This window comes from Undibacterium pigrum (assembly GCF_003201815.1).
GTDB lineage: Bacteria > Pseudomonadota > Gammaproteobacteria > Burkholderiales > Burkholderiaceae_D > Undibacterium > Undibacterium pigrum.
Genome location: NZ_QJKB01000004.1, coordinates 294,554 through 310,033, shown reverse-complemented (window position 1 = coordinate 310,033; position 15,480 = coordinate 294,554). Strand labels below are relative to the sequence as shown.

16 protein-coding genes are annotated in these 15,480 nt (G+C 49.4%); 13 read left to right on the top strand and 3 right to left on the bottom strand.

Annotated elements, in window-relative coordinates; translation table 11 throughout:
* The first annotated feature begins 1 nt into the window (after position 1).
* Positions 2–406: a hypothetical protein gene (locus DFR42_RS14990; protein ID WP_110255798.1), complete on the top strand. Its 405-nt coding sequence runs from the start codon at positions 2–4 to the stop codon at positions 404–406.
* Between the two features lie 157 nt (positions 407–563).
* On the top strand, positions 564–1,877 hold the full coding sequence (locus DFR42_RS14985) for a D-amino acid dehydrogenase (RefSeq protein WP_281275166.1): 1,314 nt from the start codon (positions 564–566) through the stop codon (positions 1,875–1,877).
* Positions 1,878–2,080: 203 nt separating this feature from the next.
* Here the strand turns inward: DFR42_RS14985 and DFR42_RS14980 are convergent, their stop codons facing one another.
* Positions 2,081–2,593 (bottom strand): Lrp/AsnC family transcriptional regulator, encoded by a 513-nt coding sequence (locus DFR42_RS14980; protein WP_110255899.1) that lies wholly within the window; start codon positions 2,591–2,593, stop codon positions 2,081–2,083.
* Positions 2,594–2,739: 146 nt separating this feature from the next.
* Between DFR42_RS14980 and DFR42_RS14975 the strand changes: the two genes are divergently transcribed.
* Entirely contained in the window at positions 2,740–3,885 is a 1,146-nt protein-coding gene (locus DFR42_RS14975; protein WP_110255796.1) for a branched-chain amino acid ABC transporter substrate-binding protein, read from the top strand.
* A 126-nt stretch (positions 3,886–4,011) separates the two neighbouring features.
* On the opposite strand, the gene DFR42_RS14970 is transcribed toward DFR42_RS14975, so the two are convergent.
* Complete coding sequence (locus DFR42_RS14970; RefSeq protein WP_110255898.1) at positions 4,012–4,320, bottom strand: c-type cytochrome; 309 nt, start codon at positions 4,318–4,320, stop codon at positions 4,012–4,014.
* A 128-nt stretch (positions 4,321–4,448) separates the two neighbouring features.
* Between DFR42_RS14970 and DFR42_RS14965 the strand changes: the two genes are divergently transcribed.
* The 5 genes from DFR42_RS14965 to leuA all read left to right on the top strand — a co-directional run bounded on the left by DFR42_RS14965 (position 4,449) and on the right by leuA (position 9,591).
* Entirely contained in the window at positions 4,449–4,682 is a 234-nt protein-coding gene (locus DFR42_RS14965) for a TIGR04438 family Trp-rich protein (protein ID WP_110255795.1), read from the top strand.
* 53 nt (positions 4,683–4,735) lie between these two features.
* Positions 4,736–5,635 (top strand): LysR family transcriptional regulator, encoded by a 900-nt coding sequence (locus DFR42_RS14960; protein WP_110255794.1) that lies wholly within the window; start codon positions 4,736–4,738, stop codon positions 5,633–5,635.
* A gap of 10 nt (positions 5,636–5,645) precedes the next feature.
* Positions 5,646–6,440 (top strand): prolipoprotein diacylglyceryl transferase, encoded by a 795-nt coding sequence (gene lgt, locus DFR42_RS14955; protein ID WP_110255793.1) that lies wholly within the window; start codon positions 5,646–5,648, stop codon positions 6,438–6,440.
* Positions 6,441–6,555: 115 nt separating this feature from the next.
* Positions 6,556–7,302 carry a substrate-binding periplasmic protein gene (locus tag DFR42_RS14950; protein ID WP_110255792.1) on the top strand — a complete coding sequence of 249 codons (747 nt, stop codon included), beginning with the start codon at positions 6,556–6,558 and terminating at the stop codon, positions 7,300–7,302.
* A gap of 576 nt (positions 7,303–7,878) precedes the next feature.
* Positions 7,879–9,591 carry a 2-isopropylmalate synthase gene (gene leuA / locus DFR42_RS14945; RefSeq protein ID WP_110255897.1) on the top strand — a complete coding sequence of 571 codons (1,713 nt, stop codon included), beginning with the start codon at positions 7,879–7,881 and terminating at the stop codon, positions 9,589–9,591.
* Between the two features lie 25 nt (positions 9,592–9,616).
* Here the strand turns inward: leuA and pdxR are convergent, their stop codons facing one another.
* A complete protein-coding gene (pdxR, locus tag DFR42_RS14940; RefSeq protein WP_110255791.1) occupies positions 9,617–11,116 on the bottom strand; it encodes a MocR-like pyridoxine biosynthesis transcription factor PdxR in 1,500 nt (499 codons plus the stop codon).
* A gap of 104 nt (positions 11,117–11,220) precedes the next feature.
* Between pdxR and DFR42_RS14935 the strand changes: the two genes are divergently transcribed.
* The 5 genes from DFR42_RS14935 to DFR42_RS14915 all read left to right on the top strand — a co-directional run bounded on the left by DFR42_RS14935 (position 11,221) and on the right by DFR42_RS14915 (position 15,475).
* The gene (locus tag DFR42_RS14935; protein WP_110255790.1) at positions 11,221–11,682 is read left to right on the top strand and encodes an OsmC family protein; all 462 of its coding nucleotides are present in this window, start codon (positions 11,221–11,223) and stop codon (positions 11,680–11,682) included.
* Positions 11,683–11,691: 9 nt separating this feature from the next.
* Positions 11,692–12,336, top strand: a complete 645-nt coding sequence (locus tag DFR42_RS14930; protein ID WP_245936985.1) for an FMN-binding negative transcriptional regulator — start codon at positions 11,692–11,694, stop codon at positions 12,334–12,336.
* Positions 12,337–12,358: 22 nt separating this feature from the next.
* Entirely contained in the window at positions 12,359–12,823 is a 465-nt protein-coding gene (locus DFR42_RS14925; protein ID WP_110255788.1) for a GNAT family N-acetyltransferase, read from the top strand.
* A 75-nt stretch (positions 12,824–12,898) separates the two neighbouring features.
* On the top strand, positions 12,899–13,267 hold the full coding sequence (locus DFR42_RS14920) for a hypothetical protein (RefSeq protein ID WP_110255787.1): 369 nt from the start codon (positions 12,899–12,901) through the stop codon (positions 13,265–13,267).
* 123 nt (positions 13,268–13,390) lie between these two features.
* Positions 13,391–15,475, top strand: a complete 2,085-nt coding sequence (locus DFR42_RS14915) for a M13 family metallopeptidase (protein WP_110255786.1) — start codon at positions 13,391–13,393, stop codon at positions 15,473–15,475.
* Positions 15,476–15,480 lie beyond the last annotated feature (5 nt).

Here is a 15,480-nt window from a genome sequence, read left to right as displayed (position 1 = left end):
AATGAATAATCAAATAGATGCCAGCATTCCTGTGTTGACCGAAGTCATCAAACCGGAAGAATTGTTGGCTCCTGCCAAACCCCCGGCAGTATCAGCCATTGAGCCAGCGACAACAAATGATGCGTCAGCAATTGGCAATGAAACTGCCAACAATAACTACCCGGGAAAAACAGAAGAAGACTGGCAAGCCCTTGAGCAAAGCCTGCGCGAAAACGTTTTGCGACAAGTGTTAACTCGCATTGACTTTGTGCTTGAGCACAGAATTCGTGACAATCTCGCCGATGTTTTGCAAATTGCCGTGGCAAATTTATCAACTGAAATACGCTCAGGCTTGCACAACACTTTGGAAGAAGTCATCACCCGTGCAGTAACGCAGGAAATCTCCAAGGCAAAGTCTTCCAAATAATCAAAATAATTAATAATATTTTTATTTTTAAACATAAAAATCAAAGTCACGTTTAAAAATAAAAATCTGACATGCATTTCTGATTACCTGAGAAAGCAAAGTATTTCTACAATCTCCTTCATCGCATACAACATGCAACTCAGATGAAACACAGGAGATTTGCCCCATGAAAGTCATCGTTCTCGGTTCCGGCATCGTCGGCACTTCCTCTGCATGGTTCCTGAAAAAACAGGGCCATGAAGTGATAGTCATTGATCGCCAGCCCGGTGCTGCCCAGGAAACCAGCTTTGCCAATGGCGGCCAGATTTCTGTATCCCATGCTGAACCCTGGGCCAATCCATCGGCCCCGATGAAAGTCTTGAAATGGCTGGGCAAAGAAGACGCGCCCTTACTGTTTCGCCCACGCGCAGAATGGTTGCAATGGTTATGGGGTTTGAATTTCCTGCGTGAATGTACGCCGGGCCGTACCGCAGAAAACATCCGCCAGATCGTTGCCATCTCTGAATACAGCCGTCTGACCCTGCGTAGCCTGCGGGAAGAAACCGGTATACAGTATGATTGCCTGAGCAAAGGCATACTGCATTTTTACACCGATCAAAAAGAATTCGACATTTCCCTGCCTGCGGCAAAACTCATGCGCGATCTGGGTTGCCCACGCGATTCCATTGATGCCGATGAAGTCGTACGCAGAGAACCTGCCCTGGCAGGCATACGCGATAAAATCGTCGGCGGTGACTATACTGAAACGGATGAGTCTGGTGATGTCTACCAATTCACTACAGGCCTGGCCGATAAGGCTGCCGCTGCTGGCGTGCAATTCCAGTTCAACACCACGGTGACCCGCCTGTTATCTGAAGGCACCGGTGCCAGCGCCAAAATTACAGGCGTAGAAATTATTGATGCAGCCGGTCGACACAAAACCCTGCACGCCGATGCTTTTGTAGTGGCCATGGGCAGCCACTCGCAAACCCTGTTAAAACCCTTGGGTATCTCGCTGATGATTTATCCGGGCAAGGGTTACTCAGCAACTTATCAAATCACCAACCCCGATCAGGCACCTGTCATTTCCCTGACCGATGATGGCTACAAACTGGTGGTATCCCGCCTGGGCAACCGCTTGCGCGTCGCCGGCACTTGCGAGATCAATGGCTATGGCAGGGAGTTGAACACGGCTCGCTGTGAAGCCATCACCAGACGTACACGGGAACTGTTCCCCAACGCCTGTGATTACGACAATCCCGTGTACTGGACAGGTTTGCGTCCACTCACTCCGTCAAATGTCCCGTATATAGGCAAGTCCCGTATCAGCAATCTTTATCTGAATACCGGGCACGGCACTCTGGGCTGGACCATGGGTGCGGGATCTGGCCGTGCGATTGCAGACATCGTCTCCGGTTTACAGCCCGATGTGGATTTTGCATTTACCGGCTTAGAACGAAAAGCTGGTACCAGCCTGCTATTACCAGCCTGAAGCGGCAACCCCATCCAGAACAAACTTTAGCGGATCAGAAGCAAAAGCTGTCGCCTCCTCTAAATAAAACCCCTTGTGCTCCAAGGGTTAAAAACCAGTTTCCCCTCACGCAAGTTGCCAGATGGAATTTCTATCTGCAACAACTTGCGTTCTTTTTGTCATCCGTTTGCCCCGACACTGCGTTGATGGATAAACAGGCCAGATCATTTGCCTTTAATACGTACAGGTAACTCTTCGGCTTTTTCATCAAAGGCAATTCGTGTCGTAAATTTGGCACGCTTCATGGGGAAACGGGAATGGAAATGTCTTACATTGCCAGAGCCGGATATGGCGCGCCGCACAAATTGGTAATAGGCATCCATGTCAATGATATGGACAACCAGAAAATAGTCATACTCCCCGGACACAAAATAGCACTGCATGACCTCGGCTTCCTTGTTCATGCGGGCTTCAAATTCACGCATGAATTCATCCGACTGATTAATCAGCGAGACCTCCAGAAAAGCCAGCATGCCATGGCCGAGGGCAAAGCTGTCTACCATGGCCACTTCGGCGCTGATCACACCCGCTTCACGCAATTCACGTATGCGGCGCAGGCAAGTGGGCTGAGAGATATGCAGTTTGTCCGCCAGTACCCTGGTCGGGGTTTGATTGTCTTTTTGAAGGAGGTTCAAAAGCTTGCGATCAAGCTTATCAAGAGTGCGATATTGGGGCATATAAAAAACGTCTGTTTTAAGAAAAAACCACACAAAATAGCTTTGCGAAATATTTTTTCTGTTGTACCTTCTTGCTGTTCAGTTATCTGAATAAGTCAGAGATGCAGTATTGTTATCCTACTTTTTAATCCCTTAGGAGTATGTTCATGTCGTTCAAAACTAAAATGATTCCACTGGCTGGCGCAATTGCTTTCGCTTTCGCTGGTGCTGCGGCAGCTCAAGATCTGGTTGTAAAAATTGGTCACGTTGGCCCTATCTCCGGCGCGATCGCCCACTTGGGTAAAGACAATGAAAACGGCGCCAAAATGGCGATCGAAGAACTGAACGCCAAAGGCGTGATGATCGGCGGCAAAAAAGCCAAATTCGAATTGCTGGCTGAAGATGACGGTGCCGATCCAAAACAAGGCACAACCGTAGCACAAAAACTGGTTGACGCGAAAGTAAACGGCGTTATCGGTCACTTGAACTCCGGTACAACTATTCCAGCATCCAAAATCTACAACGATGCTGGCATCGTTCAAATCTCCCCATCTGCAACTAACCCTAAATACACACAACAAGGCTTCAAAGGCGCGTTCCGTGTAGTGGCCAATGACGGTCAACTGGGTGGCACACTGGGTCGTTTCGCTGTTCAAATCAACAAAGCGAAAAAAGTCGCTGTTATTGATGACAAAACAGCCTACGGTGAAGGTGTTGCTGCTGAGTTTATCAAAGGCGCCAAAGGCAAGGGTGCAGAAGTTGTTGTTCAAGAACATACAACTGACAAATCTACAGATTTCAGCGCCATCCTGACCACAATCAAAGCTAAAAACCCAGACGTGATTTTCTTCGGCGGTATGGATGCAGTTGCTGGTCCTATGCTGCGTCAGATGAAAGCACTGGGCATTACAGCCAAGTTCATGGGCGGCGACGGTATCTGTACAGCTGACTTGGTTAAACTGGCTGACAACGGCATTGGCGAAGGCCAGGTAGTTTGTGCTGAAGCAGGCGGTGTTCTGGACGCACAGAAAAAAATCAATGATGACTGGAAAGCTGCATTCAAGAAAAAATTTGGCGTAGAAGTCCAGATTTATGCACCATATGTTTATGATTCCGTCATGGTCATGGTTGAAGCGATGAAAGCAGCGAAATCTGCAGAACCAGCAAAATACCTGCCAGAACTGAAAAAAATCAAATACAAAGGTGTGACAGGCGATATCTCATTTGATGACAAAGGCGACATCAAAGACGGTACTCTGACTTTGTACACATACAAAGGCGGCAAACGCGAACTGCTGCAAGTTGTTAAGTAATAGCTAATGCAAGTGAATTGCCAGCCCGGCTGGCAATTCACTTAACAGCCCTTACTAGCGAAAAAACCTGACAAGCGTCAGGTTTTTTTATTGTTTGATGCAGATCAAAAGATCTGCATCTGGCACTCATTTCAAGCTCAAAATCCATTTCACCAAGGTTTTCGCCTCAGCTTCTGATACCTGGGCATTCGCAGGCATGGGGATTGCGCCCCAGACACCTGTGCCGCCCTTGATCACTTTTTGTGCAAGCTTGGCTTCTGCCGTTTTATCGCTTGCGTATTTCTTTGCCACGTCTTTATAAGACGGTCCTACGACCTTGTTATCTACAGCATGGCAGCCCATGCAGTTCTTGGCTTTAGCCAAGTCTGCATTCGCCATTGCCGGGCCTGAAACCATGATTGCCAACACAGAACCTACCAACAAAGAATATTTCATTGCTTTCTCCAGGTTAAAAACTGCATTCATTTTACTGCCTTTTGCCAATTTTAACGTTTATCCACCTGCCAGGGTTGACCTGCAGTAAAATTAGCAAGCATCTGTTCTCACCGAAAAGAAAGTATCCTATGTTTATCATCGTGCCCTTATTTATTGTGCTGCTCTTAAAAATAGGAGATATCTGGATATTTGCCAACATGTCCTGGTGGTGGATCATAGGCGCAGCGTTTGCAGCATTTGTCTGGTTTGAAATACTGGAACGTATGCTTGGCCTGGACAAACGTAAAGACCATGCGCATTTTGAAAAAATCCAGAAAGAAAGGGTAAAGCGCACTTTTGACAAAAACAACAAGCGCCGCTGACCAGCATAAAGGTAAAATTTACCTGAATTGCCTTACCTGGGCTGCAATACCAGATGTCACTACCTGAAATAAGAAATTTAGAACTGCGCCAATTGCGCTATTTCCTTGCGGTAGCGGAAGAGATGCATTTTGGCAGAGCTGCTGCCCGTCTGCACATGACCCAGCCCCCCCTTTCACAAGCCATACAGGCTCTGGAAGCAATACTGGGTGCCGAGCTGTTTATCCGTAACACACGCAATATCTCATTATCATCCGCTGGCCTGGCACTCTTGCCGGAAGTCAGGCGTCTGTTGCTGCAAGCCCAGGGATTGCCAGAGCTGGCACAAAGAGCAGCCAATGGTGCTTGTGGGCATTTGTCTCTTGCCTTTGTTTCCATCGCCGACTACAGCATCCTGCCCCCGGCTCTCAGGGAGTTTCGTCTCCATCATGCAGATGTGCAAATAGAATTGCGTGAAGCGACCAGCGATGTACAGTTACTGGCGCTGGAAAATGCTGAAATAGACGCAGGTTTTGTCATCCCGCCTATACCGGAAAAAATGCAAGGCTTGCTCAACTATCAAAAAGTTTTGTCAGAACCCCTGATCCTGGCAATCCCGGAAAACCAGGTCAAAGGACGCAGGCAACTGAGTTTGCATGATTGTGCAGACCTGCCACTCATACTCTTTCCGCGTAAAATTGCCCCCGCCTTGCACGATGCTATCCTCGGTTGCTTCCATGCCGTGGGGCTGACACCTGCCATCGGTCAGGAAGCCATACAAATGCAAACTATCGTTGGCCTTGTGTCGGCTGGCATGGGCATCGCACTTGTGCCACAATCCGTCTCGAATTTAAAGCGCCCTGGCGTACTGTATTTTGATTTACCTGAAGCAAGTGCCACCGTAGAAATTGGACTGGCATGGCGCAAGGACAATCACTCAGCCGTACTGGCCGCATTTGCCCACTTGTTTACATAATCAAACACTCATGCTGACTCATCCCAATCCTGATCCCGTTGCATTTCACCTTGGTCCAGTCTCTGTGCACTGGTATGGCATCATGTACCTGCTCGCCTTTGCCCAGTTCATTGCACTTGGACGTGTCAGGATCAAACAGCCGCATATCGCAGCCAAGGGCTGGACACGCGAGCATATAGACGACATGCTGTTTTTTGGTGTGCTCGGAGTAATCATAGGAGGCCGCCTGGGTGAAGTATTTTTCTACGGCTTTTCTTATTACATGGCCAATCCGCTGGAAATATTTGCCGTATGGAAAGGTGGCATGTCCTTTCATGGCGGTTTTATTGGCGTTCTGATTGCCATGTTTCTGTGGGCGCGCAAAGCCAGGATCAACCTGGCTGATGTGTATGACTTCATCGCCCCGCTGGTTCCCCTGGGTTATGCTGCTGGACGTCTGGGTAACTTCATCAATCATGAATTGCCGGGACGTATGGCCTCAGCCGAGCTGCCCTGGGCAATGATCTGGCCGGGCATTAATTATCCGGTTCACCCCTCCCCTATTTACCAAGCCTTGGTCGATGGCTTGCTGGTCTTCATCATACTCTGGCTGTATGCGTCCAAGGCCAGGCCAAGGCTGGCTGTTGGTGCCTTGTATGTAACGCTGTACGGCTGCACTCGCTTCTTCACGGAATATTTCCGCACACCTGACTATGAAGTCAGCATGTTGGGGATGACGATCTCGGCAGGGCAAATGCTGTCCTTCCCCATGATCATCGCGGGCCTCATCTTATTGACGATTTCTTATAAATTTAATAAAAAATAGCCTCAGTTAAATTTAACTATTTTCTTTATCGAATTGATATAGACTTCAAAGCATAGGGAGATAAACGCCAGATCGTATTTTTCGCACATCCGTCTACAGAAGCAAGACCGCGACTATGCATAAAATTTGTTCAGCATTGATATTACTGCTTTGCCTGTGCTGGCAAAATTCTGGTGCTGTAGAGATGGTGAAAGTGTATAGCTATCACTTGAAGCCACCGCTGATACTCGATCAAGTCACAGGCCGGGGCTTGTACAACGATATGCTGAGTTATCTGAATAAAGAGAACACAGCATATCGCTTTGAACTCATTTATTTGCCTCGCCGCCGTCTCGATTTATTAATCAATTCTGGCAATCTGGACGGTCTGGTAATCGGGGTCAGTCCAGTCTGGTTTAACGACAGGGAAGAACAAAAATTCCTGTGGACCCTGCCACTCATGAACGATATCGACGATGTCGTCTCATCCAAAAATCAAGCTTTCGAATTCGCAGGTGCAAAGTCGATGACAGGGATGCGCATAGGCCTGGTGCTGGGTTATTACTATTACGGTGTCAATGAACTCATCGCAGAAGGAAAAATTCAGCGCGACGATGCCAGCAGTGAAGAGCATAGTTTTCGCAAGCTGCTGGCAGGTCGTATCGATGCAGCCATCATCAGTCGCTCCAACTACGATTATGAAATGAAGAATCATCCTGATTTGAACGGGCAGTTTTATATCTCAAAAAAACCGCATGACCAGTATGACAGACAGATACTGGTTCCTTTGAACATGCCCAAGGTTCAGCAGCAGATCAATGTCATTTTGAGGAATGCTGCCAATGACCCTATCTGGCAAAAACTGATCAGTGCCTATCGATAATATTATTGCTGAGTTTTGAATATTCTTGATGATGAAGAAAATTTTGCTTGACGAAGACAGCTAATTTCTCTTACAGTCTTTGTATGAACTCTTTTTTGACATCGACATCTGCAAGAAAAACTGCTGACAGCGCCAAGCTGCAGGCAGCGCTGTCGTCTGTGTCTGCTTCTACACTAGTTCTACTACCATCTCTAGCAAGCTCGCTACTATAAGTTGCGTCTTGTCCAGTTTTAAGCGGCATACCAGCCAGCCTGAAACACCAGTATCAAAAATTACCTTTATATCCCAGTAGTACCCAGCACAGCCTTCCTGACATCAGGAAAAATAGCATGACATCATCAGGCACATCAGCAAAGAATTCAGCAGGCGCTATCAGCGTCATGCCTCGCTTTGCCCGTCCACAGTCTGCGCTGTCACTTAGTCGCAATCTGCTACTGCTACGACTATCGATCGGTTAACCGGCCTCGCGTATCTCTGTGGCAGCCGGTTAGCTTAGCGTCGCCACATCCCCACGAATTCAACAAATTGAAAATATCAGCGCCTTGCTGAGGCACTGTGCCAGCCCAAGGAAAAAACATCATGATGAGTAATCCCGCTAAAAAATATAAGGCCTTCCCGACTATCGCTTTACACGACAGGCAATGGCCCAGCCGCAGCATCAACAAAGCACCGATATGGATGAGTACGGATTTGCGTGATGGTAACCAGGCGCTGATAGAACCTATGGACGCAAAGAAAAAACTCAGGTTCTTTGAAATGCTGGTCAAGATAGGTTTGAAAGAAATTGAAGTAGCCTTCCCATCTGCGTCAGAAACAGACTTCGCCTTCGTTCGCAAACTCATAGAAGAACAACGCATACCAGATGACGTGACGATAGAAGTATTGACGCAATCACGCGAAGACCTGATACGCCGCACGATAGAATCCGTGCGTGGTGCCAAGCGCGCCATCGTGCATTTGTATAACCCGATAGCGCCCGCTTTCCGCCGCATTGTATTTGGCAAATCGCGTGAAGAAGTCAAACAGATTGCCACTGATGGTACCCGCCTCATCAAGCAGCTCACGGACGCCATGCCTGAGACTGAATGGGTATTTGAATACTCACCAGAAACCTTCAGCATGGCTGAACTGGATTTTTCGAAGGAAGTGTGTGACGCCGTTGCCTCCATCTGGCAACCTACCGTTGAACGCAAGATGATCATCAACCTGCCAACCACCGTCGAATGCGCGACACCCAATGTGTATGCCGACCAGATTGAATGGATGGACAGGAACCTCGCGCAACGCGACGCCATTATCCTCAGCGTGCACCCTCATAATGACAGGGGCACGGCAGTCGCCGCAGCAGAGCTTGCTGTCATGGCCGGTGCAGACAGGGTTGAAGGCTGCTTGTTTGGCAATGGTGAACGCACCGGCAATGTCGACCTCGTCACGCTTGCCTTGAATTTGTACACCCAGGGTGTTGATCCCGGCCTGGATTTTTCTGATATCGATAGCGTCAGGCAGTGTGTGGAAGAATGCAATCAATTGCCTGTGCATCCGCGCCACCCTTATGTCGGCGACCTCGTCTTTACGGCATTTTCTGGCTCACATCAGGATGCGATCAAAAAAGGCTTTGCCCAGCAACAAAAAGACGCGATATGGGAAGTGCCTTACTTGCCGATAGACCCGGCAGACCTTGGCCGCAATTATGACGCCGTGATACGCGTCAACAGCCAGTCTGGCAAAGGCGGCATGGCCTTTTTGCTGGAACAGGAATATGGCATCAGCATGCCAAGGCGCATGCAAATTGAATTCAGCCGTGTTGTGCAAACCGCTGCCGATGACAGCGGCAAAGAAATGACGGCACAACAGATACACCAGATTTTCAGCGACAGCTATCTCGCGCCGGCAACACCTATCAGTTATCAAGCTCATCATGCAAACCCGGTCCTGCATCACAGGACATCACCATCAGATCCGGCACAAGTATCCTTGCATGTCGATCTGCTGCACCATGGACAGCCACAAGCTATCCAGGGTACAGGTCATGGTATTGTTGAAGCACAGATCAATGTCTGCCAATCGCTTGGATACCAAGTCAGGATCATCGACAAGCAAGAACAGCAAGTAACGCAACAGGGCCATTCACAGTACATCAGCATCATCGAGGCGCGCGTCAATGATGGCAGTAGCCAGCATGGTGCAGGCATAGCTGACGATGCGGCAACGGCCAGCATGCGTGCCATCATCAGTGTGATTAACCGTCATGCAAACTCAGACACAGCATTGGAAATGATTGCGGCCTGATCGCCGCCGGATTGCTGCCGGATCGCTAATGAGCAGCTTTGAAGAGCGTAGCCAGCTTGCTGACGCTGCGCTCTATCTCTGCGCAGGTCAGTGAAGCAAAACCCAGTAGCAGGCCGCCAGAACTTTCTGTCGGCCTGTTTGTTTTTCCCGGCACATCGGCATAGTGACCGAGGCCGCGCAATTCCAGGCCGATTTTTTGCCCGGCTTCTATGATCTGCTCTTCATCATAAGCCTGTTTGAAATACACAGCCAGATCAAGCCCGCCGTCTTGCGCTCCACAGACAAGTTCATGTACCAATTGCTTTTCCAGACAGTTCACCAGACATGCCTGGCGTTCTGCATAGACTTTTCTGGTGCGCTTGATATGCCTGCCAAAATGGCCTTCTGCAATAAAGTCTGCCAGCGTCATTTGCGGCATGATGCTGGTATGTTTATCGATGACAGCTTTGGCTTGTATCATGGGCTCCAGTAATTTTTCTGGCAACACCAGATAGCCCAAGCGCAGGCCAGGGAACAGCACCTTGGAGAGAGTGCCTACATAGATGACGCTCTGATGTGTATCCAGACTTTGCAGGGATGCCAATGGTGAACTGCCAAAACGGTATTCACTGTCATAATCATCTTCGACTATCCACACTGCATTTGCCTGAGCCCACTCCAGCAAGGCCATGCGCCTTTGCAGGCTCATGGTCATACCCAGGGGCATCTGGTGAGACGGTGTGACAAAGGCGACTCTCGCATCCGGATAATGTCTGGCTGCGTATTCGACATCCATGCCTTCATCATCGACGGGTACCGCGCAGATATCAGCCTGCGACGCGTGCAGGGCGGCTGTGGTGCCGCGGTAGCATGGATATTCCACGACGGCCTTTTCACCCGGATCAAGCAGCATGGTACTCAGCAGATACAGCGCCTGCTGCGAACCCGATGTAATAAGGATTTGTTCTGGCGAGCAATTCACACCGCGCACCGCCTTCAAATATACTGCCAGCAATTCACGCAAAGCCAGATGACCGGCAGGATCGCCATAACCCAGTTGCCCTTTGGGATGGCGGCAATGCCGCGCTTCCAGCCGCGCCCATATATCAAACGGGAATAAATCCAGGTCAGGCATACTCACCCTGAATGCCCTTACGCTACCCTGATGAAAACGCGTGCTGCCGCGTGGGTCCATATGCTGCAGTCCGCGCCTGGAAATTCTGTCCAGCAGCTTTGTCGCGGATATATCGCTGACCTTTGTTTTGCCACGCTCTGCAATTGCAGGTAAATCTTCATTCACAAAAGTTCCCTGCCCTACCGAGCCGCGCAAATACCCTTCTGCCAGCAATTGATCGTAGGCATTCAACACCGTCTGCCGGGAAATTTGCAGCGCCTGACAAAACTCGCGGCTGGGTGGCAACTGCATGCCAGGCAGCATCTGGCCCGCCAATATACTTTTTCTTATTTCGGCGTACAACTGTCTGTACAAGGGCTGGCGGTCTTGTCTGTCCAGGGTTATCCCGGCAATCATTTGAGAAATATGCATGCTCTCGCCTAAATTGGCATTCTTATTTTTTATAAAATTGGTACTTTTAAATAGCCAATACCAAGCATAAGATTAACGCATATTCATGACAGCGGAGTAAACAAATGCATCAATACCAGGCAAAAATCTTATGGGAACGTGGCGAGCAGGCATTCAGCGACAACCGCTACAGCCGAGCGCATGCATGGGAGTTTGACGGCGGTCTGGTTGTACCAGCGTCCTCATCCCCTCTGTCTGTTCCAGTACCGATGTCGGAAGAAAAAAATGTCGACCCGGAAGAGGCACTGGTCGCGGCTCTGGCTTCTTGCCACATGCTGTTCTATTTATCCTTTGTCGCCAAGCGTGGCTATGTGGTGGATCAATACCGTGACCTGGCGGTAGGCGTCATGGATAAAAATGCCGGTGGCAAGACAGCCATCACTCGCATCCACCTACGTCCGCAAGAAAACTATAGTGGAGACAAGCAACCCAATTTGCAGGAGCGCGAAGAACTGCATCATATGGCACATGAGCACTGTTATATCGCCAACTCCATTCATGCCGAAGTCATCATAGAAATCGAATAGCCCATGTACATGCCCAGTCATTTTTTTGAAGAACGTATTGAAGTCTTGCATGCCTTGATACAGGCGCATCCACTGGCTGCACTGGTCAGCTTGCAAGCAGGTGAACTTGAAGCGAATCACATCCCATTTCTCATCTCAGCACCAACGGCAGATGCACCGTATGGTGTCTTGCGTGGCCATGTCGCCCGCAATAACCCGGTCTGGCAAAGTGCAGCTTCAGCTCAGGATGCGTTGTTGATTTTCCAGGGCGCACAAGCCTATATCAGTCCACGCTGGTATGAAGAAAAACAGCGCAGCGGTTCTGTCGTACCCACCTATAACTATGCGGTTGTGCATGCACACGGGCCGATGCGCGTCGTCGAAGACCGACAGGAATTTTTGCGCCTGCTCAGCAATCTTAGCGATAATTTTGAACGCAAATTCGACCAGCCATGGAAAGTCAGCGATGCGCCTGCAGAATATATAGACCGCATGATGGACATGATAGTCGGCATAGAAATCCCCATCCGTCGCATCAGCGGCAAATGGAAAACCAGCCAGAACAAAAGCACGCAGGACAGGGTGAATATGGTGGATGGATTACGCGAACAACATGACCCTGCATCGCACGCACTTGCAAACGCCATGGAACAACAATTGTTTGAAACCGAATAAAACAAAACGATAAGGAAAAGAAATGAGTAAAGTAGTAGTCCGTGCCGCCAGCAAAGAAGATTTCGCCAAGTGGTCTGTGCTTTGGGAGGGTTATAACCAGTTCTATGAACGCACTGGCCCAAATGCCTTGCCAGAAGCAGTGACGCTCAGGACCTGGGAGAGGTTTTTCGACGGCTATGAACCAATACACGCTCTGGTCGCTGAGCAGGATGGGCAGCTGGTAGGACTGGCGCATTATCTGTACCACAGGACCACAAGCCGTATTGAAGCCAGTTGCTATCTGAATGACTTGTTCACCAGTCCAGATGTACGTGGCCAGGGTGTGGGACGTGCCTTGATAGAGGCAGTGTATGAACAGGCAAAATTGGCAGGCTCTACTGTCGTATATTGGCAAACCCATGAGACTAACGAGACTGCACAAAAATTGTATCGCCAGGTAGCAGACCGGTCAGGGTTTATTGTGTATAGAAAAAGCCTGGCACTATAAATAAAAAATCCATTTATTTACAAGAGCGGCTCGAGTCGGCAATATACAAGCGATCGATACCCCCCGGCTCTTTTAATGAACCTGCTTTTTTTGCTTGTCTGCGTACTTGGTCTGATTTATGGTGCAAGGCTATTACAAATAGCCTTGTGGCCTAAAGTGCAAGTGCGCGTCTTGAGTACCAGACAAGAGATCACTGGCGATGACGATGGCTGTGCCACTGGCTGGCTGCATGCCGAGCTTGAGTACTGGCATCAATCACACAAATATCAGGTTCCATGGCGTGTTGACCTGATGCAGCACAGGCATTTGCCAGATGCATTGTGGATGGTGGTAGCGCCATCTCTGCCTGAACACCCTCGTTTCCCTATTCCCATCATCAAGCCATTTGCGGTATTGACTGTCAGCGCGACGTGCATGGCTATTCAATTAAGCCACTTGTCCTGATCTTGTTTTCGGCCTCACATTTGCCGTTCTGCAGCATAAGTTTCTCCAAAATTCCTGAACTTTAGCTAAAGTAGCGCATCTATAGACCTTTCCACATAACACCCTTCATAACCAGGACATACCATGTCACGTACCCTGATTTCTCTCGCTCTTGCCAGTCTGTTTACAAATATGATGGCAACACCAGCCTTTGCACAAAATGCAAATGCTGGCAGTTCTGGCAGCACCGGCACTATCGTCGCGCATAAACTGCAATCCGGCATAGATTTACAGTGGATAGATAAAACTGTCAGACCGCAGGACGATTTTTATCAGCACATGTCAGGCAAATGGCTGGCAACGGCAGAAATACCGGCTGACCGTGGCCGCTTTGGTTCATTTGACCAGTTGCGTGATTTGTCCGAGCAAAGGTCTTATGACATCATCCAGACCCTGGCAGCGAACAAACAACTCGCCGCAGGTTCAAACCAGAAAAAAATTGCTGATCTGTTCAATAGCTTCATGGATGAAGCACGCGCCAATGCGCTTGATATCAAGCCATTGCAAAGCCAGTTTGCCCGCATCGATACACTTAGCGACAAGGCAAAATTGCCTGCCTTGATGGCAGAACTCAGCAAACTGGGTGTGAACATGCCTGTTGCGACGGGCATTAACCAGGATGCACGTGACTCCAGCCGTTATGCTGTGTATTTGAGCCAGAATGGCCTGACCATGCCAGACCGCGATTATTATCTGAAACAGGATGATGCCAAGTTGCAGGGTTTCCGAGAAGCCTATCTCAAGCATCTGGAAAAAATGCTGGGCATGAGTGGACAGACCAAGCCAGAGCAAGGCGCTGCCGCCATCATGGCGCTGGAAACCGAGATTGCCAAGGTACAGTGGACCAAGGTGGAAAACCGTAACCCGGTCAAAACTTATAACAAGACAGACTTGAAGCAACTTGAGCAATTGTTGCCAGGCTTTGACTGGTCAGCTTATTTCAGCGCCATAGGCATGGCAGGCAAAATGGATTACGTCATTGTGCGCCAGCCAGAATTTTTTAGCGGCCTCGGCAAAATCATTGCTGCCACGCCTCTGGATACCTGGAAAACTTACCTGAAATGGCAAACCCTGAATGCCTATGCGCCTTTCCTCAGCCAGCGCTTCGTCGACCAGGATTTTGAATTTTCCAGCAAAACCCTGCGTAGCGTGCCTGCCAATCAGGTACGCTGGAAGCGTGGTGTAGGGCGGGTAGAAGAAGCCATGTCAGAAGCCCTGGGGCAGTTGTATGTGGAAAAATATTTCCCGCCAGAGAACAAGGCGCGCATGCAAACCATGGTCAACAATTTGCTGCTGGCTTATAAGCAAAGCATAGAAACCCTGAGCTGGATGAGTCCGGAAACCAAGAAAGAAGCATTGGCGAAACTTGCCAAGTTCAACCCCAAGATAGGCTATCCAGAAGTATGGCGCGACTATAGCAAGCTGGAAATTGCCAAGGATGATCTGGTCGGTAATGTCATACGTGGACGTGAGCATGAATACCAGCGCCAGTTGGCGAAACTGGGCAAGCCAGTCAGCCGCACTGACTGGGGCATGAGCCCGCAAACCGTGAATGCTTATTACAACTCACGCCAGAATGAAATTGTCTTCCCGGCCGCAATATTGCAGCCACCGTTCTTTAATGCCGCAGCCGACGATGCCGTCAACTATGGCGGCATCGGTGCCGTCATAGGACATGAGATCAGCCATGGCTTTGATGATTCTGGTAGCCAGTCAGATGGGGATGGTAATTTGCGTGACTGGTGGACCAAGGATGACAAGGCCAATTTCGGCAAACTGACAGCCGCCATGATTGCCCAGTACAGTGCCTATAGCCCGCTGCCGGGATACAAGGTCAACGGTGCGCTGACTCTGGGTGAAAATATTGCTGACAATTCTGGCTTATCCATCGCCTACAAGGCTTACCAGATTTCCCTGGGTGGCAAGCCAGCGCCGTTGATTGATGGCTACACGGGCAATCAGCGCGTTTTCATGGGCTGGGCACAAGTCTGGCGTGGCAAGTCGCGCGATGGCGAAACCATACTGAGAGTGAATACTGACCCGCACTCCCCTTCCATGTTCCGTGGCAATGGCCCTTTGACGAATTTGCCAGAGTTTTACTCTGCCTTTGGCATCAAGGAAGGCGACAAGATGTATGTCGCACCAGAAAAACGTATCACAATCTGGTAAGTACT

Excerpts from the sequence above, each read along its gene's own strand:
- DFR42_RS14930 (WP_245936985.1), top strand. The coding sequence starts at position 11,692 with ATGCCCAGTCATTTTTTTGAAGAACGTATTGAAGTCTTGCATGCCTTG.
- DFR42_RS14990 (WP_110255798.1), top strand. The coding sequence starts at position 2 with ATGAATAATCAAATAGATGCCAGCATTCCTGTGTTGACCGAAGTCATC.
- DFR42_RS14925 (WP_110255788.1), top strand. The coding sequence starts at position 12,359 with ATGAGTAAAGTAGTAGTCCGTGCCGCCAGCAAAGAAGATTTCGCCAAG.
- lgt (WP_110255793.1), top strand. The coding sequence starts at position 5,646 with ATGCTGACTCATCCCAATCCTGATCCCGTTGCATTTCACCTTGGTCCA.
- DFR42_RS14935 (WP_110255790.1), top strand. The coding sequence starts at position 11,221 with ATGCATCAATACCAGGCAAAAATCTTATGGGAACGTGGCGAGCAGGCA.
- DFR42_RS14960 (WP_110255794.1), top strand. The coding sequence starts at position 4,736 with ATGTCACTACCTGAAATAAGAAATTTAGAACTGCGCCAATTGCGCTAT.
- DFR42_RS14965 (WP_110255795.1), top strand. The coding sequence starts at position 4,449 with ATGTTTATCATCGTGCCCTTATTTATTGTGCTGCTCTTAAAAATAGGA.
- DFR42_RS14950 (WP_110255792.1), top strand. The coding sequence starts at position 6,556 with ATGCATAAAATTTGTTCAGCATTGATATTACTGCTTTGCCTGTGCTGG.
- pdxR (WP_110255791.1), bottom strand. The coding sequence starts at position 11,116 with ATGCATATTTCTCAAATGATTGCCGGGATAACCCTGGACAGACAAGAC.
- DFR42_RS14980 (WP_110255899.1), bottom strand. The coding sequence starts at position 2,593 with ATGCCCCAATATCGCACTCTTGATAAGCTTGATCGCAAGCTTTTGAAC.
- DFR42_RS14970 (WP_110255898.1), bottom strand. The coding sequence starts at position 4,320 with ATGAAATATTCTTTGTTGGTAGGTTCTGTGTTGGCAATCATGGTTTCA.
- DFR42_RS14915 (WP_110255786.1), top strand. The coding sequence starts at position 13,391 with ATGTCACGTACCCTGATTTCTCTCGCTCTTGCCAGTCTGTTTACAAAT.
- DFR42_RS14975 (WP_110255796.1), top strand. The coding sequence starts at position 2,740 with ATGTCGTTCAAAACTAAAATGATTCCACTGGCTGGCGCAATTGCTTTC.
- DFR42_RS14920 (WP_110255787.1), top strand. The coding sequence starts at position 12,899 with ATGAACCTGCTTTTTTTGCTTGTCTGCGTACTTGGTCTGATTTATGGT.